Below are 22,100 nucleotides of genomic sequence, written 5' to 3'. Positions count from 1 at the left end.
ATCAAGCGGGGCGGCCCCCCGGCTCGCCGGCGACGCGGTCGCTCTGCCCGCCACTCCAGCATGGCGATCCCGCGGGCGTGTATCGGGCCGATACGGCCAAAATCACCCCGGAGGGTCGACGCATCACCCGCCCGCGCAGGCGCGCGAAGCCGGAAGCGGTAGGGTTGCCGAGCCCGATCAGGAGGAGCCGATGACCGACACCCTCGAACGGCCCGTTCGCGCACCATCCCGGCGCGCGCGCGTGAGTCCGGGGCGGCTGGCCCTGGTGGGGAGCTTCTCGGCCTTCGCCAGCGCCGCGTTCATCTGGATGTGCCGGGTCGCCGAGCCGAGCGTCCACTACGTGAGCCAGTTGGGAGCGACCGGGATGCCGACGGCCCCGCTGTTCAATCTCGCACTCCTTCTGCTTGCTGTCGCCGCGGTCCTCGTCGATCGCGCAGCGGTCGCGCACGGAGACGGGTACGTGGTCGGCTGGCCGGTCGCGACGACGCTGCTGGCGTGCGGCATGTGCTTCGCCGTGGCCTCCGTGATCACGTGCTCACCCGGGTGTCCCGTGCCGTTCACCCCCGGGGCGCTGCCGCAGGACCTCGTGCACATCTCGTTCGCGGTCCTGGGTTTCGGTTTGGCGATCGTGGCCATGGGCCAGGTCGCCGCGCTGCGGCGCCGTCCGTGGATGCGCGCGGCGAGCGTCGTCACGCTCGTCGCGGTGGGGTCCACGTCCCTCACCGGTGCGATGATCGCCCTCTTCCGAGGTGACACGGTGCTGGGGGGCAACTTCGAGTTCACGGCCGCGACGCTCGCGATTTCCTGGTTCGGCGTCTTCGGTCTGCACGTCGCGGCAGATCATCGGGCGGCCGGGCGACGGGACGCCTCGACCCGATGAGCGGCCGCGACAGGGCACGGGGAGCCGGACTTCGGCGCGTCCGCCGCATCGCGGTGTGGCTGCTGCCCCTCGCGGCGCTCGTGGTCATCCTGCTGGTGCTCCGCGGAGCGGGTGTGCCCCTGTCCGCGCCGGGCGTCATCGTCGTCATGGTGATCCTGGCGCTCGCGCGGGTGGTCGTCGGGAGCGCGCGGCGCCGACGGCGCGCACGCTCCCTCAGAGATCCGTCTCGGCCTCGATGAGCCCCCAGGCGTGCGCCGCCCGAATCGCACTGGCGCGATCGGACACCTCGAGTTTGCGGTAGAGGCTCTGCAGCTGCGTCTTGACCGTGTTGGGGGAGACGACGAGCGCCTTCGCGATGTCGGCGATCGTCGACGTCGGGGTCAGGTGGGCGAGCACCACCTGTTCCCGCTTGGTCAGATGCGGCACGCTCACCGACGAGGCGAAGAACGAGCAACGTCGGGTGATCTCGTCGCGCGCGGCGGGCGAGAGCATCGGCAGCACCAAGGCGCGGTCCTCCGGCGAAATCGCGCTCCACGGACTCCACAGGTCGTGCCGCGCGCTCAGAGCCTCGGCGCGCTGAGCGGCCGTGCGGTGGGCCGCGCCGCCGTTCAGCCGCACGTCGGCGATGATTCCGACGACCAGGCTCTCCAGCGCCGCTCTGGGCGACGGCTCCTGATGCGCCCCCCACTTCACGCTCATGACGAAGGCTTCGTGCGGTCGTCCGGCGTACAGCTGTGCCAGGGCGATGGCCGGGGCCGTCGCCGGGGCGAGCGCGAACGGCCCCTCGAAGAAGGACAGGGCCTTGCGCGCCTGACGCAGTGCGATCAGCACCTTCGCGCGCGCGGTGAGCATCTGGGTGGACTGGAAGTGCGACGGTGGCGTGCTTCTCGCCCGTGACATCCAGGTGCGCAGGAGCCCGAGGGCGTCGGACGCGGACCCGGAGAGCAGGAACGACAGGGCGTGCACGGCCGCGGCGAACGGCCACAGCTCCCGCGCCCCGGCCGTCGCAGGGAGTCGGTCGAGCATCGCGCGAGCGCCGGGCGCATCACCCGACTCGAGTCGCAGCCACGCCTCGGCGAGCCGGATGCCCTCGCCCCAGGGAGAGCCGCGCCAGTTGTCGTCCCGGTCCGGTGCGACCACCTGCTGCGCGCCGCGCACGTCGCCCTCCAGGAGGTCGATGACCGCGATGGCGCCCCGCGCGCTCATGCGCCGGGCGGGGGGAGCGATGCGTTCGGCCTGACTCAGCATCAGGCGCGCCTCGCGCAGGGTCCCCATCGCGAACGCCGTCATCCCCACCTGATACCACGCCTCGCACATGACCTCGGGGCTCAGGTCTCGGGAGCGGCGGACGGCCTCGTCGAGCAGCGCGGCGGTCTCGGTCGCGAGGGCGAACCGGCCGGCCGCGCGGAGCAGGCTCACGCGCAGCGCGAAGGTGTCGATGTTGCTCGCTGCGGCGATCTTGGCATCCGGCAGCTGGGCGAGCGCGGCCATGACGAGTGCGGGGGTGTCCAGCGAGGCCGCCATCTCGGGATCGAGGGAGAGCAGCGCATCGACCACCGCGGGCGTCTTGGGTGCTCGCGTGCGGAGGATCGCGACCAGCCGATCGAAGACCTCCGCGTCTCGCGCCCAGATCTCCGGACCGGACGAGCGCAGCACGTCGGCGAGGACCGCCCACTGCTCGGCGTCCGCCGCCAACTGGGCCGCGAGCAGGGGTTCGCCCCCGGTGACCAGGTGCTCGAGCAGACGCAGGCGTGCTCGGCCCACGTCGTCGGGGCGACGTGCGGTGACCTCCCGCAACCACTGCTCCCGGACAGGCTCGGCCAGCGTCAGTCGCGTCGAGCTGGGCCACATGAACCCCGTTGCCTGCAGGTGGGCGACCAATTCGCCCGTCGAACCCTCGACGGTGTTCACGCCCATGGCATCCGCGATCGCGACCGTCACGTGGGGCGCGACGGCGAGCAGACGCACGTCATCCGAGACGGGCATCTTCAGACGCTGCTCGAGGTCGGCGGTGAAGGCCGCATTGGCGTAGTCGGCCACCGCCATCGCCTCCGCGCGGGTGCGCAGCGGAAGACCCTCCAATCGCAGGCGTGCCGCAGCGAGCTGGATGAGCGCCGCCCAGCCGTAGGTCCGCTCAGCGAGCGCGTCGATTCCGACGTCGGTCGTCACCACGCCGTTCAGAGCGAGGACGGCGGCCAGCTCGTCCCTCGTCAGGAGCAGGTGGTCGGTCGGGAGCACGTGCACGTCGAACTCGAGCGTGACCAGCGGACTCTCCAGCCCGGTGGTCTGCCGCGTCGCGACCACGATCCGCAGGTCCGGGTCGCAACGGAGGAGCTCGAGGAGGTGCTCGGTCGACAGTCCCACCCCCTCGACGTGGTTGTCGACCACCAGGACGTGCGTGCGCGGCCCGTCGGCGAAGGCGGCCAGCAGCTGCGGCGCACTGTCGGGAGGCGTGACGCTGCCGTCGATGAATTGCACTCCGCGCTCGGTGTCGTCGTCGAGGGATGCCGCGAACTGCCGGAGCAGGGACGTCTTCCCCACGCCCGCCGGACCGCGCAGCAGCACGACGTCGCTCGTGAGCGCTTCGCGCAGGAGGGAGAGGGATTCAGGGCGGGGTGCCCAGAACCGGCTGATCCGTCGTGTGGCCCGGACGCCGGTGGGAATGGTGTCCACGTCGATGAGCATCAGAACCTCCAGGTGGTGGCGACGTCCTCTTCCTCGGGCGGGCGAAGAGGCTCGTCGGCGCGGCGAAGCGTCAGCCGCGTAGAGATGATCCTGCGGGTGAGGACGAGGCCGATCCGGCGAAAATCGCATCTTTCATCCCCTCTGTCATCCCTTTCTCACCCCCTCCTTCGTCACCCCCCTCGTCACCCCTCGACCTCTTGCGGGCACTTCGGCCCGCGGCATCGGCCCGGGAAGCCGCGCCGGCGGAGCGGAGGCGGACCCTGTACCGCGGTCTCGGCCCCACCGATCCCGGTCGTGCGAAGACGTCGTTCGTCCACGGTCGGGTGAGGCGCGAGGGGGATGCGGGCGAGTCGGGGGTGAGTCGACGAGAAGCGCGAGCGCCCCGTGGCCCGCTCCGAGGGTGGCGGGGCCCCCTCCGGGGGGAGGGGGCGGGCGCCGGTGGTCGGGCGGGCGGGTGCGAGGTGCCTCCGACCGTTCGGTGCGGCTCGTCGACCGCGGCGCGAGGGGGGCGCCGAACGACTGCTCCGGGTGGGTCGGCGGGGGAGGGTCGCGAGCCGTGACCGCGCGGAGGGGGCGAGTGATCGCTGGTCGACTCACCCGCTGACGGTGAATCCTCACCCGGCGGCATCGCTGGTGCGAGGGGGAGCAGTGAACCCGAGAGGCATGTTTACATGTTCATGTGAGCGTGGGCGGACCTGCAAGCTGGACGCATGAGCGACGAGCCCACGCCCTGGACCGACTTCGCCCGCGATCTCGGCGAGCGCATGCTGCGGGCGCGCACGGCGAAGCGGATGTCGCAGGAGCAGGTGGCGCACGCCGCCGGACTCGCCACGTTTACCTACCGCAAGCTGGAGAAGGGCGAATCCAACCCCGGGACCGCGGCGAACCCCCGCCTGCGCACCCTCGTCGCGCTCGCCGACGTGCTGGACGTCCCCCTGAGCGATCTCATCCCGACGCCTCCGCGGGGCCTTCCTCCCGCGCGCTGACGGCGATGTCGGAGGTTCGCGATTCACTTCGTTCGTGCCCACCGATGTTCTGGTCGTCGCCTTCGGCGACGTCCCGTGAGAAAGGTGTCAGGCATGCATGAGTCCCTCTCCCCCCGGCGCGACGAGCAACGAGGGTGCATCCACGGGTGGTGCGTCACCGCGCACGGTCACACGGTGCACCCCGATGACGAAGACCACCGCAGTGCGGGGATCGCCGCGACCGTCCGCGCACGACCGGGCGAGGCGAGGGGCCCGGGAGACGAGACCGAGCTCGAGATCGGCGCTCTGCGACGCGTCGACGACACCGAGACGTGGATCGTCATCGAAACGGGCATCGGAGTGTCCCTCGCGCTCACGCGCGACGGCGCGCGCGTTCTGCAGCGGCGACTGCACGAGGCGATCGAGAGCGGCGGTCCCCTCGCGAGCGACGGTCGGGGAGGGGCCGTCAGGTGCGACGAGTGAACCCCCGTCGCACGATCCGCAGGAGACCGAGGAAGCCGAAGAGACCGATCACCGCACCCAGAACCGCGAACAAGGTGATCGATCCGCCCAGAACGGGGCCGCCGCCGGCGATGACGAGGACGACGGCGATCACCACCGCGGCGATCGACACGAGCGTCGACGCGATCTCGCCGGTCGCGCGGGACAGCATGCCGCTGACGTCGGAGCCGTCCTGTCCGCGCAGCGTGATGCCGATCGACCCCTTCTCGGCGCCGGTGAGCAGGGCATCGAGTCGCCGGGGGACCTGTTCGAGGCGTGCCAGCGCGATGACGGACTGCGCCTGAAGGTCCGTCGCCATCCGGGAGAGCGAGAGGGTCCGCCGCAGCAGCATCGGCATGAGGGGGAGCGCGCGCCCGGCCATGTCGAAATCGTCGACCAGCACCCGCAGGCATCCCTCGAGCGTGGCGAAACTGCGGAAGGCCGACGCGAGTTCGCCGGGAAGCGCGATGCGGTGCTGCCGGATGACGTCGACCATGCGGGTGAAGATCGATCCGTGCCCGGTGGTGCGGAGGTGCTCGGTCGTGAGCACCACGCCGACGTCATGACGGAAGGCGTCCATGTCGAGATCGTCGGGGACGTCGACGATGAGCAGCAGCGCATCGGCGGCGGCGACGTCGTTCTCGCTGAGCGCGGCCAGCAGCAGAGCTGTGAGCTGTTGACGGCGGCTGCGCTCGATGATCCCCACCGCGCCGAAGTCGATCAGGCCCAACGTCCCGTCGCTGCGCAGCAGCACGTTGCCGGGATGCAGGTCGGCGTGGAAGACGCCGAACACGAGGATCTGCTCGATCACCGTCGACATGAGCACCTGCGCGAGGCGGTCGCGCTGCTCGGCATCCATGGTGGCCAGTCGGTCGGCGGAGTCGCTCAGCGCGGCGCCGTCGACGAGCTCCATCGTCAGCACTCGCTGGTGCGACGCGTCCGCGAAGACGCGGGGGACGGTGACCACTCCCCGGCGAGCCGGCTCCGCGCGATCGATCTGGTCGAGCGTCGCCCCGATCATGGCGGTGTTGCGTGCCTCGATGCGGTAGTCCAGCTCCTCGAGGAGGGTGGCGGTGAAGCCCCGCGCAACCGCCTCCAGGCGCAGGTCGCGGCCGACGCGGGTGCGCGCCTCGGCGCGGTGGGCGAGCCGGCCGATGATGTCGGCATCCGCCTCGACCTGGGCGCGTGCCGCGGGGCGCTGCACCTTCACGACCACGCGTGTGCCGTCGAGCAGCCGCGCCCGGTGCACCTGCGCCACGGATGCCGCGGCGAGTGGCGTGGGTTCCACCTCGGCGAACACGTCGCCGACGGGTGACCCCAGATCGGCTTCGATGACCTGTTGCACCGTCGCCCAGGGCAGGGCGGTCGCCTTGGTCTGCAACGAGGCCAGGGCGCTCAGATAGGGCTCGGGGACGAGGTCGCGGCGGGTGGAGAGCACCTGGCCGAGTTTGACGAAGCTGACGCCGGCGTCGTTGATCGTCGCGACGATGGCGTTCGCCCGTTCCTCCGACGTGCTCAGTTGGTCTTCGACCCGGGAGCGCCCCCCGTGGAAAAGCCAGCCGACGCCGTGACGCGATGCGATGGCGAGGATCTCGAGATACCGGCGGGTGCGCTTGCGCTGGCGCAGCGCAGCGCGGACGAGGTCGACCGGGTTCGGCAGGGGACGTGTGGGGAAGATGGCCTCGCTGGCCACCAGTGCCGCGACCCCGAGGGCGAAGACCCACGCGAGAGACAGGGCCACCAGGCCGACCCACAGCCAGACCTCCTCGGCGGCGATCGCGTCGCCCGATTGCGCCAGACCGGTCTGCCGCAGGGTCCAGGCGGCGGAGGGGACGCCCAGCACGAATACCAGCAGGCCCACGACGATGCTGCGGGGCCATCCCACCGCCGTGCCGAGGATGCGGCGCGCGACGAAACCGACGAGCACCGCCGAGACGACGGCGGAGATCGAGATCAGGATGCTGGCCACCACGGGGTCAGCGTAGCCCGCCCCTGGTCACCCGATCAGGACGAGTTCGCAGTCCGGACACCGCCACGCCGCACTGCGACCGGCTTCCCAGGGGTCGCAGGTGCGGAGGCAGCCGGGGCAGTGCGGGGCGAAGCCGCCCGCGATGTCGTCGACGTCATCGCCGTCGTCGGCAGGGTCGGAAGGGAGACGGATCGGGGTGATGTTCATGGGGCTCCTCGGTGCGGCATGCACATCTTGACATGCGCATGCGCGGGGCCTCCGGACTCATCCACAGGCGAGGTCCACCGGCGCCGGGGTGGGCGCCTGCCGACCCCGACCCCGAGGGAGCGATCGATCGGCGGGGCGGGCGGGGCCGGCACACCAGAGCGTCACGCCGTGTCCGACGAGTCTGCGTCCGTCCCGTGCGACTGACGGATGCGGCGCCCTTCGGCCACGTCCTTCTCCTCCTTCTCGCGCGTCTTCTCGATCTTCGTGGTGTCGCGCGGCGGCAACTGGAGCTCGCGTTCGGCGGGGATGCCGGCCTGCAGCTGCCGACCGCGCTCGAGCTCGGCATCCAACTCCGCGCCGAACAGGATCGCGATGTTGGCGATCCACAGCCACAGCAGGAACACGATGACGCCCGCGAGCGAGCCGTACGTGCGGTCGTAGTTGGAGAAGTTCGCCACGTAGACGGCGAAGCCGACCGTCGCCACCGCCAGGATCAGGATCGCGACGATCGCGCCGACACTGATCCAGCGGAACTTGGGCTGCTTGGCGTTGGGGGAGCCGTAGTACAGGATCGCGAGGATCACCACCACGACGGCCAGGAGCACCGGCCACTTGGCGATGTTCCATGTCGTGACCACCGCATCACCCAGGCCGAGTCCGTCGCCGATCGCCTGGGCGATCGGGCCGGACACCACCAGCAGCAGCGCGGAGAGGGCGACCAGTACGACCGTCACGACCGTCAGCAGCAGTTGCACCGGGAGGAGCTTGAAGAACGGGCGACCCTCCTCGATCTCGTAGATGCGGTTCATCCCGCGACCGAAAGCGCGGACGTATCCGGATGCCGACCAGATGGCCAGCACGAGTCCGGTGACCAGGGCGAAGCCCGCCGCCGGGGAGGAGGCGATCTCGCGCACCGGCTCTTCGAGGAGCTCGACCGTGCCGCCCGGGGCGACGTCGCGGGCGATTCCGAGGACGGTCTCGGCGGCGGCGTCGCTCTGCCCGACGACGCCCAGCAGGGAGAACACCGCGATGAGTCCGGGGAAGAGCGCCAGCACCCCGTAGTAGACCAGGCTCGCGGCGATGTCGGTGCACTGGTCCGAGCCGAATTCGCGGACGGTCTTGCGCAGGACGTACTTCCACGACCGCTTGTGCAGATCGGTGGGGGAGTCGGGCTTCGATGCTGTCGTCGACATGGAACCGGTCTACGACGCGCGGCGAGATCCGTCGCGACCGTTGACGCTGCCCCCTGCCCCATGAGAGACGCCCCGGCCGTGGGGCCGGGGCGTCTGCGGGCGCGGGGTGGCGCTCAGGGGCGACCCATGCCGAAGTAGGTCCACCCGGCGGCGCGCCAGGCGGCGGGGTCGAGGCAGTTGCGTCCGTCGATGACCACGTGCCCGCGTGCGAGCGACGCGGCGTGTTCGGGCGAGAGCTCCCGGCGGTACTCGTCCCACTCCGTGACGACGATCACGGCGTCGGCGTCGCGCAGCGTCGTGTCGAGGTCTTCCTCGTAGGTCAGCTGCGGATGGATGCGACGGGCGTTGTCGATGGCGGCCGGGTCGGTCAGCGTCACGTGAGCCCCGAGGCCGTGCAGCCGCACCGCGACGTCGAGCGCCGGGGAGTCGCGGATGTCGTCGCTGTGCGGCTTGAAGGCGGCGCCGAGCACGGCGACCTTCTTCTCGAAGACGCTGCCTCCGAGCGCGGCGGTGGTCAGCTCGACGGCGCGGTCGCGGCGACGCAGATTGATGGCGTCGATCTCGCGGAGGAAGGCGACCGACTCGCCGCGACCGAGCTCCTCGGCGCGGGCGGAGAAGGCGCGGATGTCCTTGGGCAGGCACCCGCCGCCGAAGCCGATGCCCGCACCCAGGAAGCGGCGACCGATGCGCGCGTCGTGACCGATGGCATCCGCCAGGGTCGTGACATCGGCACCGGTGACCTCGGCGATCTCGGCGATGGCGTTGATGAAGCTGATCTTGGTCGCCAGGAACGCGTTCGCCGACACCTTCACGAGTTCGGCGGTGGCGTAGTCGGTGACGATGAAGGGCGTGCCCTTGGCGATCGAGGGGTGGTAGACCTCGCGCAGCACCTGCGCCGTGCGCTCGCCCTCGGCGGAGGGGGCGCCGTCTTCGGTGGGCACACCGGCGACGAGGCGGTCGGGGTCGACCGTGTCCTGCACGGCCCAGCCCTCGCGGAGGAACTCGGGGTTCCAGACCAGGGTGGCCCCGCGCTCGGCGACGCGCGGCGCGAGACCGGCCGCCGTGCCCACCGGCACGGTGGACTTGCCGGCGACGATGTCTCCCTCGCTCAGGTAGGGGAGCAGGCCGTCGACGGCGGCATTGACGTAGGTGAGGTCGGCGGCGTAACCGCCCGCCTGCTGAGGCGTGCCGACACCGACGAAGTGCACCTTCGCGCCCTGCGCGGCGGACATGTCGGTCGTGAACGACAGGCGACCCGAGGCGATGCCCTCCGTGAGGATCTCCTGCAGGCCGGGCTCGAAGAAGGGCGCTTCCCCCTTGCTCAGCGCGGCGATCTTGCGCTCATCGACGTCGATACCGACGACCTCGTGACCGATGGATGCCATGGCCGCGGCGTGCACGGCCCCCAGGTAGCCGCAACCAACTACAGACAAACGCACGATGGGAGCCTTTCAGGTGAATGTTGCCGCACGCCGACGACGCCGCCGCGCGGATGAGGGACGGAAGGAAAGAGGGTCACGCGGCGGTTTCGCCCGGGGCCAGCGCGGCGCGGGCGGTGCGGCCGAGGATGACGAAGTCCCCGAGGAGGGTCCAGTTCTCGACGTACGACAGGTCGAGCCGGACCGACTCCTCCCAGGACAGCGACGAGCGTCCGCTGACCTGCCAGAGGCCGGTGATGCCCGGCTTGGCGAGGAAGCGCCGGTGCACATGGTCGGCGTACACGGCGACCTCGGAGGGGAGCGGGGGGCGCGGGCCGACCAGCGACATCGAACCGCCGATCACGTTGAAGAGCTGGGGCAGCTCGTCGAGGCTGTACTTGCGCATGATGCGACCGATGGGGGTCACCCGCGGGTCGTTCTTCATCTTGAACAGCACCTCGTTGCCGGAGTCCCGCTGCTGGGCGGCCAGCTGAGCCAGGAGCTCCTCGGCGTTGACGACCATCGAGCGGAACTTGATCATCCGGAACTCGCGGCCGCGGAAACCCACGCGCGTCTGCAGGAAGAAGATCGGCCCCTCGCTGGACAGTCGCACGGCCAGCATGAGGAAGGCCAGGAGCGGGCTCAACAGGATGATGCCCACCGATGCGGCGACGAGGTCGACGGTGCGCTTGAGGAAGCTCTGGCCCCGGGAGAACTTCGGTGTCTCGACGTGGATGAGGGGAAGGCCCGCGACGGGACGGGTGTGCAGGCGAGGACCGGCGATGTCCATGATGCTCGGTGCCAGCACGAGGTGCTGCCGCCCGGCTTCCAGACTCCACGAGATCTGCTTCACCTTGTCGGCCGGGAGGTCGTCGGCGCTGGTGACGGCCACGGTGTCGGCCCCGGTCACTTCGAGGGCGCGGGTGACGTCTCCCACATGTCCCATCACCGGGATCTCCGTACCGGGGATGACGTCGGCGATCTTGCCGTTCGGCACGCACGCCCCGACGACGCGATACCCCGCGCTGGGCGTCCGCGCGAACTCGCGAGCCAGTTGAGTGACCGAGCTGAGGGAGCCGACCAGCAGGACGTTGGCCGAATACCGCCCCTTGGAGCGCTGCTCGATCAACCACCGCCGCCAGATCCACCGGGTGAAGATGAGGACGAGGATGCCGAGCGGCAGGCTGATGAGGAGGTAGCCGCGCGCGACGTCGATCTGCGTCAGGAAGGCGATGATGGCGACGGTGCCGAAGAGGCGGAAGCTGGCGTCGGCGATGCGGACGTACTCCGCCGAGCCCGTTCCGATCACCCGGTCGCTGCGGGACTCGACGAAGGCCAGGGCCCACATCCACGTCACGATCAGGATGGCGGAGAACGTCCAGTACGACAGATCGCTGATCCGGCCGTCGTTTCGCGCGGCGAGCTGGGCGTTCCCCAGGCCGAACCACAGCAGCTGCGTTCCGTAGACCACCCAGATCAGCGACAGGAGGTCGGTGACGACGAGGTTGCGACGATAGAGGCGACGCCAGGGGTCGCGAGGATACATGGGCGCGGGCCGCTCCGCCGCAACGGGCGCTTTCGATGGCTCCGGTGCCGGCGATTGTGAATCCGATGCGGATCCGCTGTCTCGAAGGTCGATAGTCACGACCTGGCCTCCCCCCGATCGACCTGCGTCGATCCCACCTCGCGAACACTAACAGGCCAATGTCACCTGCTGTTTCACCCGGTTACGGTCTTCATACACCCGAAACGTGAACGGCGAGCGACGGGTGCGCGAGGGTGGTCGCAGCCGCTCGTCGGTCGGACGAAGCCGGGCGCCGCCGGACGAAGGGGATCCCGATCGAGCCGGACCCCGACTCACGGCGTCATCGTCGATCAGTGGCGGTAGGTGCCGTGCAGGATGGCGCGGCCGAGGGTGGTGAAGGCCAGGGTGAAGGAGGCGACGGCGGGGCTGGCATCCGGCGCGATGCCGAGGCTGTCCGCGCCGACGGCGTGCACGACGAAGAAGTACCGGTGCGGCTGGTCGCCCTGTGGGGGAGCAGCACCCATGAAGCCCGCCTCGCCGCCGTCATTGCGCAGGTGGAAGGCGCCCGCGGGGAGGGGCGCCGACGCGGCACCCGACGGCAGTTCTCGCACGTCGGCCGGGAGGTCGACCAGAACCCAGTGCCAGAAGCCGCTGGGCGTCGGTGCATCCGGGTCGAAGCACGTCACCGTGAACGACTTGGTGCCCTCGGGAACGTTCGTCCAGCGCAGGTGGGGGGACGTGTTGCCCTTGTCGGCCACCTGAGCGTCATCGAGCGGCCGCCCGTCGTCGATGTCGTCGCTGACGACGTCGAATGCGGCGACGGCAGGGAGGAGCGGGTAGGGATCGGGTGTCTGCGGGCGGCTGAGATCGACCATGCTCGGAACCCTAGAGCGGGCGTTCGGCCGGGTGGGAGGGCTTGCCCGACCGCGGATCGGTCGGTTACCGCGCGGGCTCAGGAGTCGAGAGCGAGCAGCGCACGCGCCGCGTCATGGCATCCGTCGGGAGTCGGCAGGCCGTAGTCGACCTCGACGACAGCCTTGAGCTCCGCGGCCAGTTCGTCGACGGACGGGCGGATGTCGAGAGCGTGCAGGACGGGCAGGATCAGGTCGTCGTACTCGTCGTCCGGCCACCCCTGACCGATGAAATGGACGCCGATGGGGTCCCACTCGTTGAGCACCGCTCGAACGCGCAGAGCGACGGGCGACAGCGACCGCGGCGGAGAGGAGATCTGCATAGGGCGAGTGTCACGACCGTCCTTAGGTGCGCGCTGAGGATCGCCGATGCGTTCGTCGTGCACCGCGACGTCGACCCCCGCGGTCGCCCGGGGGAACCAACCGCCCGACCCGCGGCGCGCCCGGGCCGCTCGAACGAGCGCGATAACGTCGAGGGGCGCCCGCGGGCGCGAGGACCCGAAATCCGACGCCGGGGGGCGCATGACAGGACGGAGTCGCCGTGAGTGACATCGACGAGCCTTCGACGGGCGACCCAGCCGATCCGGACCGCCTGGCGAGACGTCGTCCCGCCCTCAGCCGACGCACGATGGTGCTCGGGGGGATCGCGGTGGGAGGTCTCGCCGCGCTGGGCGCGGGCGGCGCCCTGCTGTACCGCGAAGTCCGCCGTTCGGCGGGACCGGAGGGGGCCTGGGTGCAGCTCAGCCCGATCGCCTCGGTTCCGAGCGCATCGCCGCGGCAGGTCTCGCCCGCCTTCGAGGAGCCGGCCGGTGACACGACCGTCGCGGTCTGGGCCCACGCCGACGACGACATCATCTTCGCCAATCCCCACCTCGCGGGCGTGATCGCGTCGGGGGCGACGCTGCGCACGGTGTTCGTCACCGCCGGTGATGCCGGACGCGGGCTCGGGTACGCGAAGCAGAGGGAGGCCGGCATCCGTGCCGCCTACGACCTCATGCGGGGCCGCACCTCGCCGTGGGACACGCGCGAGATCACACTGCTCAGTGGGGCGCGCGTCACGCGTTTCGTGCCCGTCGACGACGCCCGCCTGTCGATCACCGTTCTGCGGCTGCCCGACGGCAACCTCAACGCGGAGGGGTTCGCGAGCACCGGGGATGCCGGGCTCACGCAGCTCATCAACGGGACCGTTCCCGCGCTCCGCCCGATCGATGAGGGACCGGTGCTCGATGCGAGCCGCCTGACCGACACCCTCGCCGAGTTGATCGGCGCGGGCGTCCCCGATCACGTCACGACGAACATCCCGCACGAGAGCGCGTTCGCCCGGGGCGACCACCCGGATCACTCCTGCGTCGGTTCGTTGGTGCGAGCCGTGGCTCCCTCCGTGGGTGTGCCGGCGGAGGCCGTCACGTATTTCATCGGCTACCCGTCCCAACACCGGCCGACCAACGTCGACGGCGAGGCGCTCGACGCGAAGGTGAACGTGTACCGGACCTACGCGTCGCAGGATCCGGTCGTCACCTGCGAGAGCGCGTCGGCGTGCCTGTCGCAGCCCGGGTTCGGCCAGTGGCTCCGCCGCTCCTACGCCAAGACCGAGCAGGAGCTCGAGCTCCGCTGACGCGTGCCCGGACGCGCCGGCGTCGAGCGGAGGTGGACGGCGCCGGGGTGCGGAAAGACCGGGACAGGACGCGATTCGTGGGCTCAGCGCCCCGCCCCGGGGCCGGGGCGGAGGTCAGTCCTCCGAAACGGTGACCGTGACCTCGATGTTGCCGCGCGTCGCGTTCGAGTACGGGCACACCTGGTGGGCCTCGTCGGCGAGCTGCTGGGCGAGCGCGGCGTCGATGCCGGGCAGGACGACCTCGAGCAGCACGGCGAGCTGGTAGCCGCCCTGGCCGTTGGAGCCGATCTGGACGCGCCCGCCGACCGAGGAGTCCTCCAGGGCGACCTTGTGGCCGCGGGCCACGGCGTGCAGCGCTCCGTGGAAGCACGCGGCGTATCCCGCGGCGAACAGCTGCTCGGGGTTGGTCCCCTGGCCCGAGCCGCCGAGCTCCTTCGGGGGCGCGACGTCGAGGTCGATCTGGCTGCCGGCGGTCACATGACCGGTGCGTCCGTGACCGGTGGAGACGGCTTCGGCGGTGTAGAGGGCTTCCATGGGGGTGTCCTTTCCAGGGGTGGTGGGGGAGGGCGCGTTCACGCCCGGGGGCGGGGAGCGCCGACAGCGTCGAGCACCGTGTCGGGGTGATCGCGAAGGCTCTTCATGGCATCCGTGAGTCGATGCAGTGCGTCGATGAGGTCGCGCGCGGCCTCGGCGTCGGTGAACCCGGCGCCGGCGGCGATGCATCGCGGGACGTGGGCGAGTTCCTCGCGCAGCGCGGTGCCCCGCTCGGTCAGGGCGATGCCGACCACGCGCTCGTCGTCGGTGCTGCGCGTGCGGGTGACGTACCCGGCCGCCTCCATCCGCGACAGCATCGGCGACAGGGTGCCCGAGTCCAGTTGCAGGGCCTCGCCGAGGCTCTTCACCGTCTGCTCGCCGTCCGCCCACAGGGTCACCAGGGCGATGTACTGCGGGTAGGTCAGTCCGAACGGGTCGAGCAGGACGCGGTAGGCCTGAGTGGTCGTGCGGTTGGCGGCGTAGAGCGCGAAGCACACGAGGGCGTCGACGGCGGGCATGTCCAAAGCATTGCATGCAACTCAATTGTGCACAACCGAACCGGGCTGGTCGGGCGTGTCGACGCGATGTCAAGCCCTGACGCGACGCCCGCCCGACGCGTGAGCATGGGGCGCATGATCAGCCGAAGCGACGCGAGCTCCACGGCACCACCTGGTTTTCTTCCCGACGGCGAGCGGGACCTGCTCGCCATCAACGGGCATCACTTCGAGTTGGGTGACGCCATCGCCTCGCGAGGAGCAGGCATCGCCTGACGGCCACCCGGGCGCGGTGGCCGGAGGATGCCGCGGGCACCGACCGCAGAACGCCTCACACGGCGACCGAAGAACGCCTCACACGGCGACCGAAGAACGCCTCAGGCGCCGTCCGTCGAGCTGTTCTCGTCCACCGGGTGCCGCGTCACGAGCAGTTCCGCCACCCGTCGGCGCTCGACGGTGCGCACCTGCAGAGTCGCGCCGTCCACCTCCACCGTGTCGCCGGCCCGCGCGAGGCGACCGAGCCGCTCCACGACGAATCCGCCGACGGTGTCGGCCGCGCCGCGCGGCAGGGTCACGCCCGTGGCCTCTTCGAAGTCCTGCAGGTTGAGGCGCCCTTCCACCACGCCGTGCTCGCCTTCGGCGAGCGGCTGCTCGGCATCCGTGTCGTATTCGTCGAAGATCTCGCCCACGACCTCCTCGACGAGGTCCTCGAGGGTGACGATTCCGTCCGTGCCTCCGTACTCGTCCACCACGACCGCGATGTGGCTCCCGTCGGCGCGCATCGCCGTCAACGTGGGCAGTACCCGTGCGGTGGAGGGGATGTAGCGGATCTCGCGCATCACCGCGCTCAGCGGCCGGGCGGTGTCGTCTGAGAGGTCGCGCACGTGGACGAACCCGACCACGTCGTCGATCGACTGCTCCGCCACCGGATAGCGCGAGTACGGCAGATCACGCACGATGTCGCGCGCCTCGGCGATGGTTCCCCCGGCATCCAGGGTCACGACCTCCGGGCGCGGGCGCATGACCTCGCTCACGTGCCGTCCGCGCAGCGACAGCACGTCGTCGAGGATGCGTCGCTCATCGGCGGGCAGGCCCTCGTGGCTCGACACGATGTCGCGCAATTCCTCCTCGGTGAGTTCCTCACCGGTCTTGTTCGGGTCCCCGCCGAGCAGGCGGACGAGCACGTTGGTCGAGATCGACAGCAACCAGATCACCGGCCGCATGAGGGCGGCGAACCCGTTGAGCACCGGGGCGACCGCGTACGCGAAGGCCGCATTGCGCTGGATGGCGAGGCGCTTGGGCACGAGCTCGCCCAGCACGAGCGACAGATAGGCGATCACCAGCGTCAGCGCGATGGTCGCCACGGTGGCGGCAGGGCCGGGCTGCAGGCCCAGACCCTCGAACAGCGGGGCGACCGACGGGGCGATCGACGATGCGCCGTAGGCTGCCGAGGCGAATCCCGCCACGGTGACGCCGATCTGCACGGCGGAGAGGAAGGTGTTGGGGTTGCGGGCCAGGGCCGCCACCTTCTGGCCCCGCTTGCCGCGGGCGGCGAGAGCATTGACCTGGCTCTCGCGCAGCGTCACCAGAGCCATCTCGGTCGCGGCGAACACCCCGCCGATCAGGACGAAGACGACCACGAGCACGATGTTGAGCGCAAAATCGTTCACGGGCGCATCACCGCCCGCGGGAGAACCTCGCCCGGGGTCACCCGGGCGCTCGGACTATGACCGTCGGAATCGAGGGCAGGGCTCATGGCGCGAGTGTAATGAGGACCACGCGCGTCTGCCCGCTGCGGCGGGAGGGGTTGCGTCCGGCGAGCGGCTCTGCATCGGACGCCGGGGTCAGAGGATCGAGCCGTCCGCGGCCGAGACGCGCACCGTGCCGCCGCCGGAGAGGTCCACCTGCCAGATCCAGGTTCCGCCCTCGTCCTCGAGCTGGACCTCGTCGAGCCGCTCGCCGCCGGCGTTGCGCGTCGCGGCGATCCGCACGGCATCCGCGAGCGTGGTGACGGCCGCATCGAGCGCGGCGCGCTCGTCGCCGTCGATGCCGTCGTCGTCGTTCGACGACCTCACGGTCGTCCCGTCGGAGGCCACGAGCACCTCGACGTCGCGATCGCCGACGGCGACGTGCACCTGCCACCCGTCGTCCTCGCGCTCGAGTTCGAAAGCGCGACCGCCAGCACTCGCCTCGGCGGTGTTGACCGCGGTGACGACGGTCCGCCCGTCGTCGTCGCTGCCGGCGGATCCCGCCGACGATGCGCTCGCGCCGGGGGCGGGATCCGCGGGGGCGCCGCCGTTCCCGGGTGCGGGGGTGCAGGCGCTGAGCGTCAGCACGCAGGCGACGGCGAGCAGGGACATTCCGGGGAGACGGGTCGTAGCCATGCGGGCAGGCTAACGAAGCCGGATGCCGGCACCGGAACCGTTGCATCCCTCGTCGGGCTGTGCGTATCCGCGCCCCTTACCCATCGCGCACTTCTGCGTCAAGCGGGGGCGGACGTTCAGGTCGGCCCTCGACCATCGCTGCCATGAGCGAGATCACCGCACACCATGGACTCCTGACCGACATCGACCTGCACGTCGACGACACCGGCGGCCCGGGTCGCCCCGTCGTCCTCATCCACGGCTGGCCCCTTTCGGGTGAGTCGTGGGCGCACCAGGTTCCCGCCCTCGAGGGGGCCGGCTACCGCGTCGTCACCTATGACCGCCGGGGCTTCGGGCGCAGCGACAAGCCGCGCTCGGGCTACGACTACGACACCTTCGCGAACGACCTCCAGGCCGTGCTCGAGACCCTCGACCTGCGGGATGCGACCCTCGTCGGCTTCTCGATGGGCGGCGGGGAGGTCGCCCGCTACCTCACCCGTCACGGAGCGGACCGCATCCACAGCGTCGTCTTCGCCGCGGCCGTGCCGCCGTACCTGGCCAAGACCGACGACAACCCCGAGGGCCCGCTCGACGACGAGACCGCCGACGGTATGAAGCAGGGGCTGAAGGACGACGAGAAGGCCTTCTACCACCAGTTCACGACCGACTTCTTCTCGGTGGACGGCACGCTCGCCGTCTCGGAGGCCGACCGTGCCGAGGCCGAGCGCCTCGCGAACCAGGCCGACCACCACGCCGCGCTCAAGTCGATGGAGGCGTTCGCCACCACCGACTTCCGCGACGACCTGCCGCACGTCACGGTGCCGACCCTCGTCATCCACGGCGACAGCGACGCCACGGTCCCCTTCGAGGGTTCCGGCAAGCGCACGCACGAGGCCATCGCGGGCAGCGAGCTGCACGTCGTGGCGGGTGCGCCGCACGGCGTCAACGTCAGTCACGCCGATGAGTTCAACCGCGTGCTGATCGACTTCCTCCAGCGCTGAGTCCCGCGCGAGCGCGTCCTCACTCTCGCCCGCATCCGCGGTGGACGTGCCCGCGTGAGATGCCCCGTCGCCTTCGGGCGGCGGGGCATCGTCGTGTCTGCGGGCGGCGCAGCCCTTTCGCGGGGATCCGGCCGCGCGGCGCGGCGGCATTTGGTGGTGGCATCTGGATGCCGTAAGCTCGTCCTTTGGTGCCCGCCTCTCTGCGAGCGGGTTGCCCGAACGTGAGCCCTCCACCGGCCCTGTTGCCGTGTCATCGACACCGCAACGGACCACCGGAGCGGGATTCACGAACTCCTCCGTTCGATCAAGAAAGCAGCACTACTGTGACGCGCACTTTCACCCCCAAGGCCGCTGAGGTCACGCGCGAGTGGGTCGTTATCGACGCCACCGACGTCGTTCTCGGCCGTCTGGCCTCGCACGCGGCGGTCCTCCTCCGCGGCAAGCACAAGCCCACCTTCGCCAACCACATCGACTCCGGCGACTTCGTCATCGTGATCAACGCCGACAAGGTCGCGCTCACGGGTCAGAAGCTCACGCAGAAGAAGGCCTACCGCCACTCGGGCTTCCCGGGCGGCCTCAAGTCCGTCACCTACGACGAACTCCTCGAGAAGAACCCCGTCCGCGCGGTCGAGAAGGCCATCCGCGGCATGCTGCCCAAGAACAGCCTCGGCGCGGCGCAGCTCAAGAAGCTCAAGGTCTACCGCGGCGCCGAGCACCCCCACGGTGCCCAGCAGCCCACGGCATACACCTTCGACCAGGTCGCCCAGTAAGCGCCGCCGGATAAGGACGAAACAGTGTCGAACATCGACTCCAGCAACTACAGCACCGAGACGCCGGCCGAGCAGTCGGCCGTCGCGACCGAGCGCCCCGTGCTCTCCGTCCCCGGCGCAGCCGTGGGCCGTCGCAAGCAGGCCATCGCCCGCGTGCGCCTCGTCCCCGGTTCGGGCACGATCACGGTCAACGGCCGCACGATCGAGGACTACTTCCCCAACAAGCTGCACCAGCAGCTGATCAACGACCCGTTCACGGTCCTCGAGCTCGCGGGCTCGTACGACGTGATCGCGCGCATCTCCGGTGGCGGCCCCTCGGGCCAGGCCGGTGCGCTGCGCCTGGGCATCGCCCGTGCGCTCAACGAGATCGACGCCGAGAACAACCGCCCGACCCTGAAGAAGGCCGGCTTCCTCTCGCGCGACGCTCGCGTCAAGGAGCGCAAGAAGGCCGGTCTCAAGAAGGCCCGCAAGGCGCCTCAGTACTCCAAGCGCTGAGTTCGAACCTCCGGATGCCTCTTTTCGGCACGGACGGGGTGCGGGGGCTGGCCAACGGCCTCCTCACCGCCGAACTCGCGCTGCACCTGGCCCAGGCGACTGCTGTCGTCCTGGGCCAGGGCCGTTCCGCGGAAGCGCGCAAAGCGGAGGGCCGTCGGCTCACCGCCGTCGTCGCGCGCGACCCGCGCGTCTCGGGGGAGTTCCTCGCCGCCGCGGTCTCCGCGGGCCTGGCCTCCTCCGGCGTCGACGTGCTCGACGCCGGCGTCATCCCCACTCCCGCCACCGCCTTCCTGATCGCCGACCACGACGCCGACTTCGGTGTCATGGTGTCGGCCTCGCACAACCCGGCACCCGACAACGGCATCAAGATCTTCGCCCGCGGCGGCACCAAGCTCCCCGACATCGTCGAGCAGCGCATCGAGAGCGCGCTCGAGGGCGAGCGCCTACAGCCCACGGGCGCCGGCGTCGGCCGTATCCGGCGCTTCGCCGATGCCGAAGACCGCTACGTGCTGCATCTGCTGGGCTCCCTGCCCCACCGCCTCGACGGCATCCACGTCGTCCTCGACTGCGCGCACGGCGCGGCCGCCGGTGTGTCACCCGAGACCTTCAAAGACGCCGGTGCGACCGTCACCGTCATCGGCGCCGATCCCGATGGACTCAACATCAACGACGGTGTGGGTTCGACGCACCTCGACGTGCTCGCCGAAGCCGTGGTGCGGCTCGGTGCCGACGTCGGCATCGCGCACGACGGCGACGCCGACCGCTGCCTGGCGGTCGACGCCCAGGGCAACGTGGTCGACGGCGACCAGATCATGGCCATCCTGGCTGTCGCGATGAAGGAGCGGGGCGCGCTCGTCGACGACACGCTCGTGGCCACGGTGATGAGCAACCTCGGCCTGCACCGCGCGATGGACGCTCATGGCATCCGGGTCCTGCAGACGGCCGTCGGTGACCGCTACGTGCTCGAAGCGATGAACGAGGGCGGCTACTCCCTCGGCGGTGAGCAGTCCGGCCACGTGATCATGAGCGAGTACGCCACCACGGGCGACGGCCTGCTGACGGGCCTGCACATCGTCGCGGAGATGGCGCGTCAGAAGAAGACCCTCGCCGAGCTCGCGTCGCTGATGACGGTCTACCCGCAGGTGCTCGTCAACGTGCGCGGCGTCGACCGCGACGGCGTGCACGACGACGGTGTCCAGGCGGCCGTCGCCGCGTGCAGCGCCGAGCTGGGCGACTCCGGTCGCGTGCTGCTTCGCGCATCGGGGACCGAGCCGCTCGTGCGCGTGATGGTCGAGGCGGAGTCGGAGCACGTCGCCCGCGCTCACGCCGACCGTCTCGCCGAGGTGGTGCGGGAGCGCCTCGCGCTCTGACGCGCTCACTCGCGTGCCCGCCGGCGCCGCGCAGGGCGATGAGTTGCGGCATATGTACGTTCGGGCGCCGGAAGCGCGTACATAAGCCGCAAGTCAGCGGCCACGCCGGCGCCGGGCAGGGCGATGAGTTGCGGCATATGTACGTCCGGGCGCCGGAAGCCTGTACATAAGCCGCAAGTCAGCGACCGGCGCGGGCGGAGGGAAGGCGCGGCGGGAGGAGTCAGTACTCCAGCGACTCGATGTAGCGCAGCAGCACGCCCTCACGCAGCGCCCAGGGGGACACCTCGAGCTCTTCGACCTCCAGCGCCTTCATCGCCCGCTCGACGACGACGGCGGCGGCGACGATCTGGAAGGTGCGGTCGGCGGTGATGCCGGGCAGTGCCTCGCGCGCATCGGCGGGAATGCGGGCCAGACGCGGGATCCAGTCCTTGAGCTCCCGGCGCGGCAGCACCATGCGGTCGATGCCCGACCAGCCCGGAACGGGGTAGCCCGCGAGCTTCGCGAGCGAGCGGATCGCCTTCGACGACCCCACCACGTGGTCGGGCCGGGGGAGCGCAGCGAAGCGCTCGGCCACGGGCGCGAGCACAGACATCGCGTGCTGGCGCAGCGCGTCGATCTCGTCGGTGCTCGGCGGATCGTGCGGAAGGAACCGCACCGTCGATCGGCCCGCGCCCAACGGCACGGATTCGGCGAGGTCGGGCAGCTCGTCGGCGCCGCCGGCGATCTCGAGCGAGCCGCCGCCGATGTCGAACAGCAGGATCTGTCCTGCGGACCACCCGAACCAGCGGCGCACCGCGAGGTACGTGAAGCGCGCCTCCGTCTCGCCGCCGAGCACCTGCAGCGGCTGGCCGAGCACCTCCTCGATCTGCGCGATGACCGCCTCGCCGTTCGTCGCCTCGCGCACGGCCGAGGTCGCGGTGGCCAGGAGCTCGTCGACCCCCTCGGCGCGCGCCCGCTCGCACGCCGCGGTCACGGCATCCACGAGTCCCTGCACGCCCTCGGGCGAGATGGAGCCGTCCGGCTGCAGATAGCGCATGAGGCGCAGCACCGACCGGTGCGAGGTGGTCGCCGTCGGCCGGCCGCCGGCACGGGCGTTGGCGACGAGCAGGTGGACGGTGTTGGAACCGATGTCGAGGACTCCCAGGCGCACGCTCCGAGCGTAGTGGCGCGGTTCGCTCGCGCCCATCGACGGCGGATTCCGGAT

Annotated in this window: 23 protein-coding genes; 10 read left to right on the top strand and 13 right to left on the bottom strand. The window is 70.7% G+C overall.

Annotation, left to right across the window (positions count from 1 at the left end):
• Positions 1–190: 190 nt before the first annotated feature.
• Both QE392_RS00210 and QE392_RS00205 read left to right on the top strand, forming a co-directional pair.
• Positions 191–880: a DUF998 domain-containing protein gene (locus QE392_RS00210; RefSeq protein WP_307446202.1), complete on the top strand. Its 690-nt coding sequence runs from the start codon at positions 191–193 to the stop codon at positions 878–880.
• Positions 877–1,119 carry a hypothetical protein gene (locus QE392_RS00205; protein ID WP_307446197.1) on the top strand — a complete coding sequence of 81 codons (243 nt, stop codon included), beginning with the start codon at positions 877–879 and terminating at the stop codon, positions 1,117–1,119. The genes QE392_RS00210 and QE392_RS00205 overlap by 4 nt, the downstream gene beginning before the upstream one ends.
• Here the strand turns inward: QE392_RS00205 and QE392_RS00200 are convergent.
• Positions 1,094–3,565, bottom strand: coding sequence for a LuxR C-terminal-related transcriptional regulator (locus tag QE392_RS00200; RefSeq protein ID WP_307446194.1), 2,472 nt, complete (start codon positions 3,563–3,565; stop codon positions 1,094–1,096). The two genes, QE392_RS00205 and QE392_RS00200, sit on opposite strands and share 26 nt — an antisense overlap.
• 710 nt (positions 3,566–4,275) lie before the next feature.
• Between QE392_RS00200 and QE392_RS00195 the strand changes: the two genes are divergently transcribed.
• Both QE392_RS00195 and QE392_RS00190 read left to right on the top strand, forming a co-directional pair.
• Positions 4,276–4,551 (top strand): helix-turn-helix domain-containing protein, encoded by a 276-nt coding sequence (locus QE392_RS00195; protein ID WP_307446193.1) that lies wholly within the window; start codon positions 4,276–4,278, stop codon positions 4,549–4,551.
• 93 nt (positions 4,552–4,644) lie between these two features.
• The gene (locus tag QE392_RS00190; RefSeq protein ID WP_307446187.1) at positions 4,645–5,013 is read left to right on the top strand and encodes a hypothetical protein; all 369 of its coding nucleotides are present in this window, start codon (positions 4,645–4,647) and stop codon (positions 5,011–5,013) included.
• Here the strand turns inward: QE392_RS00190 and QE392_RS00185 are convergent.
• The 7 genes from QE392_RS00185 to QE392_RS00155 form a co-directional block, all read right to left on the bottom strand.
• Positions 4,997–7,003 (bottom strand): ABC1 kinase family protein, encoded by a 2,007-nt coding sequence (locus tag QE392_RS00185; RefSeq protein ID WP_307446184.1) that lies wholly within the window; start codon positions 7,001–7,003, stop codon positions 4,997–4,999. The two genes, QE392_RS00190 and QE392_RS00185, sit on opposite strands and share 17 nt — an antisense overlap.
• A gap of 24 nt (positions 7,004–7,027) precedes the next feature.
• Positions 7,028–7,207, bottom strand: a complete 180-nt coding sequence (locus tag QE392_RS00180; protein WP_307446181.1) for a hypothetical protein — start codon at positions 7,205–7,207, stop codon at positions 7,028–7,030.
• Positions 7,208–7,368: 161 nt separating this feature from the next.
• On the bottom strand, positions 7,369–8,400 hold the full coding sequence (locus QE392_RS00175; RefSeq protein WP_307446178.1) for a YihY/virulence factor BrkB family protein: 1,032 nt from the start codon (positions 8,398–8,400) through the stop codon (positions 7,369–7,371).
• Positions 8,401–8,513: 113 nt separating this feature from the next.
• Positions 8,514–9,839, bottom strand: a complete 1,326-nt coding sequence (locus QE392_RS00170; protein ID WP_307446175.1) for a UDP-glucose dehydrogenase family protein — start codon at positions 9,837–9,839, stop codon at positions 8,514–8,516.
• Between the two features lie 76 nt (positions 9,840–9,915).
• Positions 9,916–11,364 carry a sugar transferase gene (locus tag QE392_RS00165; RefSeq protein WP_307446172.1) on the bottom strand — a complete coding sequence of 483 codons (1,449 nt, stop codon included), beginning with the start codon at positions 11,362–11,364 and terminating at the stop codon, positions 9,916–9,918.
• Between the two features lie 329 nt (positions 11,365–11,693).
• Positions 11,694–12,218: a YbhB/YbcL family Raf kinase inhibitor-like protein gene (locus QE392_RS00160; protein ID WP_307446168.1), complete on the bottom strand. Its 525-nt coding sequence runs from the start codon at positions 12,216–12,218 to the stop codon at positions 11,694–11,696.
• Between the two features lie 77 nt (positions 12,219–12,295).
• A complete protein-coding gene (locus tag QE392_RS00155) occupies positions 12,296–12,577 on the bottom strand; it encodes a hypothetical protein (protein WP_307446166.1) in 282 nt (93 codons plus the stop codon).
• Positions 12,578–12,795: 218 nt separating this feature from the next.
• On the opposite strand from QE392_RS00155, the gene QE392_RS00150 reads away from it, so the two are divergent.
• Positions 12,796–13,869, top strand: coding sequence for a PIG-L family deacetylase (locus tag QE392_RS00150; protein ID WP_307446163.1), 1,074 nt, complete (start codon positions 12,796–12,798; stop codon positions 13,867–13,869).
• A 114-nt stretch (positions 13,870–13,983) separates the two neighbouring features.
• Here QE392_RS00150 and QE392_RS00145 read toward each other — a convergent pair whose 3' ends face one another.
• Together QE392_RS00145 and QE392_RS00140 are read right to left on the bottom strand one after the other, a co-directional pair.
• A complete protein-coding gene (locus QE392_RS00145; RefSeq protein WP_307446160.1) occupies positions 13,984–14,403 on the bottom strand; it encodes an organic hydroperoxide resistance protein in 420 nt (139 codons plus the stop codon).
• A gap of 38 nt (positions 14,404–14,441) precedes the next feature.
• Positions 14,442–14,921, bottom strand: coding sequence for a MarR family winged helix-turn-helix transcriptional regulator (locus QE392_RS00140; protein ID WP_307446156.1), 480 nt, complete (start codon positions 14,919–14,921; stop codon positions 14,442–14,444).
• 114 nt (positions 14,922–15,035) lie between these two features.
• Between QE392_RS00140 and QE392_RS00135 the strand changes: the two genes are divergently transcribed.
• Positions 15,036–15,173: a hypothetical protein gene (locus QE392_RS00135; RefSeq protein ID WP_307446154.1), complete on the top strand. Its 138-nt coding sequence runs from the start codon at positions 15,036–15,038 to the stop codon at positions 15,171–15,173.
• A 101-nt stretch (positions 15,174–15,274) separates the two neighbouring features.
• On the opposite strand, the gene QE392_RS00130 is transcribed toward QE392_RS00135, so the two are convergent.
• Positions 15,275–16,567, bottom strand: a complete 1,293-nt coding sequence (locus QE392_RS00130) for a hemolysin family protein (RefSeq protein ID WP_307446151.1) — start codon at positions 16,565–16,567, stop codon at positions 15,275–15,277.
• Between the two features lie 174 nt (positions 16,568–16,741).
• Positions 16,742–17,281 carry a PepSY domain-containing protein gene (locus QE392_RS00125; protein WP_307446147.1) on the bottom strand — a complete coding sequence of 180 codons (540 nt, stop codon included), beginning with the start codon at positions 17,279–17,281 and terminating at the stop codon, positions 16,742–16,744.
• A gap of 143 nt (positions 17,282–17,424) precedes the next feature.
• Here QE392_RS00125 and QE392_RS00120 point away from each other — a divergent pair, with 143 nt between their 5' ends.
• From QE392_RS00120 to glmM, 4 genes are all read left to right on the top strand, one after another.
• Positions 17,425–18,261 (top strand): alpha/beta fold hydrolase, encoded by an 837-nt coding sequence (locus tag QE392_RS00120; protein WP_307446144.1) that lies wholly within the window; start codon positions 17,425–17,427, stop codon positions 18,259–18,261.
• 323 nt (positions 18,262–18,584) lie between these two features.
• Complete coding sequence (rplM, locus tag QE392_RS00115) at positions 18,585–19,031, top strand: 50S ribosomal protein L13 (protein ID WP_295838049.1); 447 nt, start codon at positions 18,585–18,587, stop codon at positions 19,029–19,031.
• A gap of 24 nt (positions 19,032–19,055) precedes the next feature.
• Positions 19,056–19,526, top strand: coding sequence for a 30S ribosomal protein S9 (gene rpsI, locus QE392_RS00110; RefSeq protein ID WP_074696481.1), 471 nt, complete (start codon positions 19,056–19,058; stop codon positions 19,524–19,526).
• Between the two features lie 14 nt (positions 19,527–19,540).
• Positions 19,541–20,896 (top strand): phosphoglucosamine mutase, encoded by a 1,356-nt coding sequence (gene glmM / locus QE392_RS00105; protein ID WP_307446139.1) that lies wholly within the window; start codon positions 19,541–19,543, stop codon positions 20,894–20,896.
• 220 nt (positions 20,897–21,116) lie between these two features.
• Here glmM and QE392_RS00100 read toward each other — a convergent pair whose 3' ends face one another.
• On the bottom strand, positions 21,117–22,046 hold the full coding sequence (locus tag QE392_RS00100; RefSeq protein ID WP_307446135.1) for a Ppx/GppA phosphatase family protein: 930 nt from the start codon (positions 22,044–22,046) through the stop codon (positions 21,117–21,119).
• Positions 22,047–22,100: the final 54 nt, after the last annotated feature.

The organism is Microbacterium proteolyticum, from assembly GCF_030818075.1.
Lineage (GTDB): Bacteria > Actinomycetota > Actinomycetes > Actinomycetales > Microbacteriaceae > Microbacterium > Microbacterium proteolyticum_A.
This window is presented reverse-complemented; position numbering and strand designations above follow the sequence as displayed.

What these genes read in the sequence shown, in the direction of transcription:
- QE392_RS00180 (WP_307446181.1), bottom strand. Translation starts at nt 7,207, where the DNA reads ATGAACATCACCCCGATCCGTCTCCCTTCCGACCCTGCCGACGACGGC.
- QE392_RS00140 (WP_307446156.1), bottom strand. Translation starts at nt 14,921, where the DNA reads ATGCCCGCCGTCGACGCCCTCGTGTGCTTCGCGCTCTACGCCGCCAAC.
- QE392_RS00155 (WP_307446166.1), bottom strand. Translation starts at nt 12,577, where the DNA reads ATGCAGATCTCCTCTCCGCCGCGGTCGCTGTCGCCCGTCGCTCTGCGC.
- QE392_RS00125 (WP_307446147.1), bottom strand. Translation starts at nt 17,281, where the DNA reads ATGGCTACGACCCGTCTCCCCGGAATGTCCCTGCTCGCCGTCGCCTGC.
- QE392_RS00120 (WP_307446144.1), top strand. Translation starts at nt 17,425, where the DNA reads ATGAGCGAGATCACCGCACACCATGGACTCCTGACCGACATCGACCTG.
- QE392_RS00190 (WP_307446187.1), top strand. Translation starts at nt 4,645, where the DNA reads ATGCATGAGTCCCTCTCCCCCCGGCGCGACGAGCAACGAGGGTGCATC.
- QE392_RS00165 (WP_307446172.1), bottom strand. Translation starts at nt 11,364, where the DNA reads ATGTATCCTCGCGACCCCTGGCGTCGCCTCTATCGTCGCAACCTCGTC.
- glmM (WP_307446139.1), top strand. Translation starts at nt 19,541, where the DNA reads ATGCCTCTTTTCGGCACGGACGGGGTGCGGGGGCTGGCCAACGGCCTC.
- QE392_RS00205 (WP_307446197.1), top strand. Translation starts at nt 877, where the DNA reads ATGAGCGGCCGCGACAGGGCACGGGGAGCCGGACTTCGGCGCGTCCGC.
- QE392_RS00195 (WP_307446193.1), top strand. Translation starts at nt 4,276, where the DNA reads ATGAGCGACGAGCCCACGCCCTGGACCGACTTCGCCCGCGATCTCGGC.
- QE392_RS00145 (WP_307446160.1), bottom strand. Translation starts at nt 14,403, where the DNA reads ATGGAAGCCCTCTACACCGCCGAAGCCGTCTCCACCGGTCACGGACGC.
- QE392_RS00135 (WP_307446154.1), top strand. Translation starts at nt 15,036, where the DNA reads ATGATCAGCCGAAGCGACGCGAGCTCCACGGCACCACCTGGTTTTCTT.
- QE392_RS00200 (WP_307446194.1), bottom strand. Translation starts at nt 3,565, where the DNA reads ATGCTCATCGACGTGGACACCATTCCCACCGGCGTCCGGGCCACACGA.
- QE392_RS00160 (WP_307446168.1), bottom strand. Translation starts at nt 12,218, where the DNA reads ATGGTCGATCTCAGCCGCCCGCAGACACCCGATCCCTACCCGCTCCTC.
- QE392_RS00175 (WP_307446178.1), bottom strand. Translation starts at nt 8,400, where the DNA reads ATGTCGACGACAGCATCGAAGCCCGACTCCCCCACCGATCTGCACAAG.
- QE392_RS00210 (WP_307446202.1), top strand. Translation starts at nt 191, where the DNA reads ATGACCGACACCCTCGAACGGCCCGTTCGCGCACCATCCCGGCGCGCG.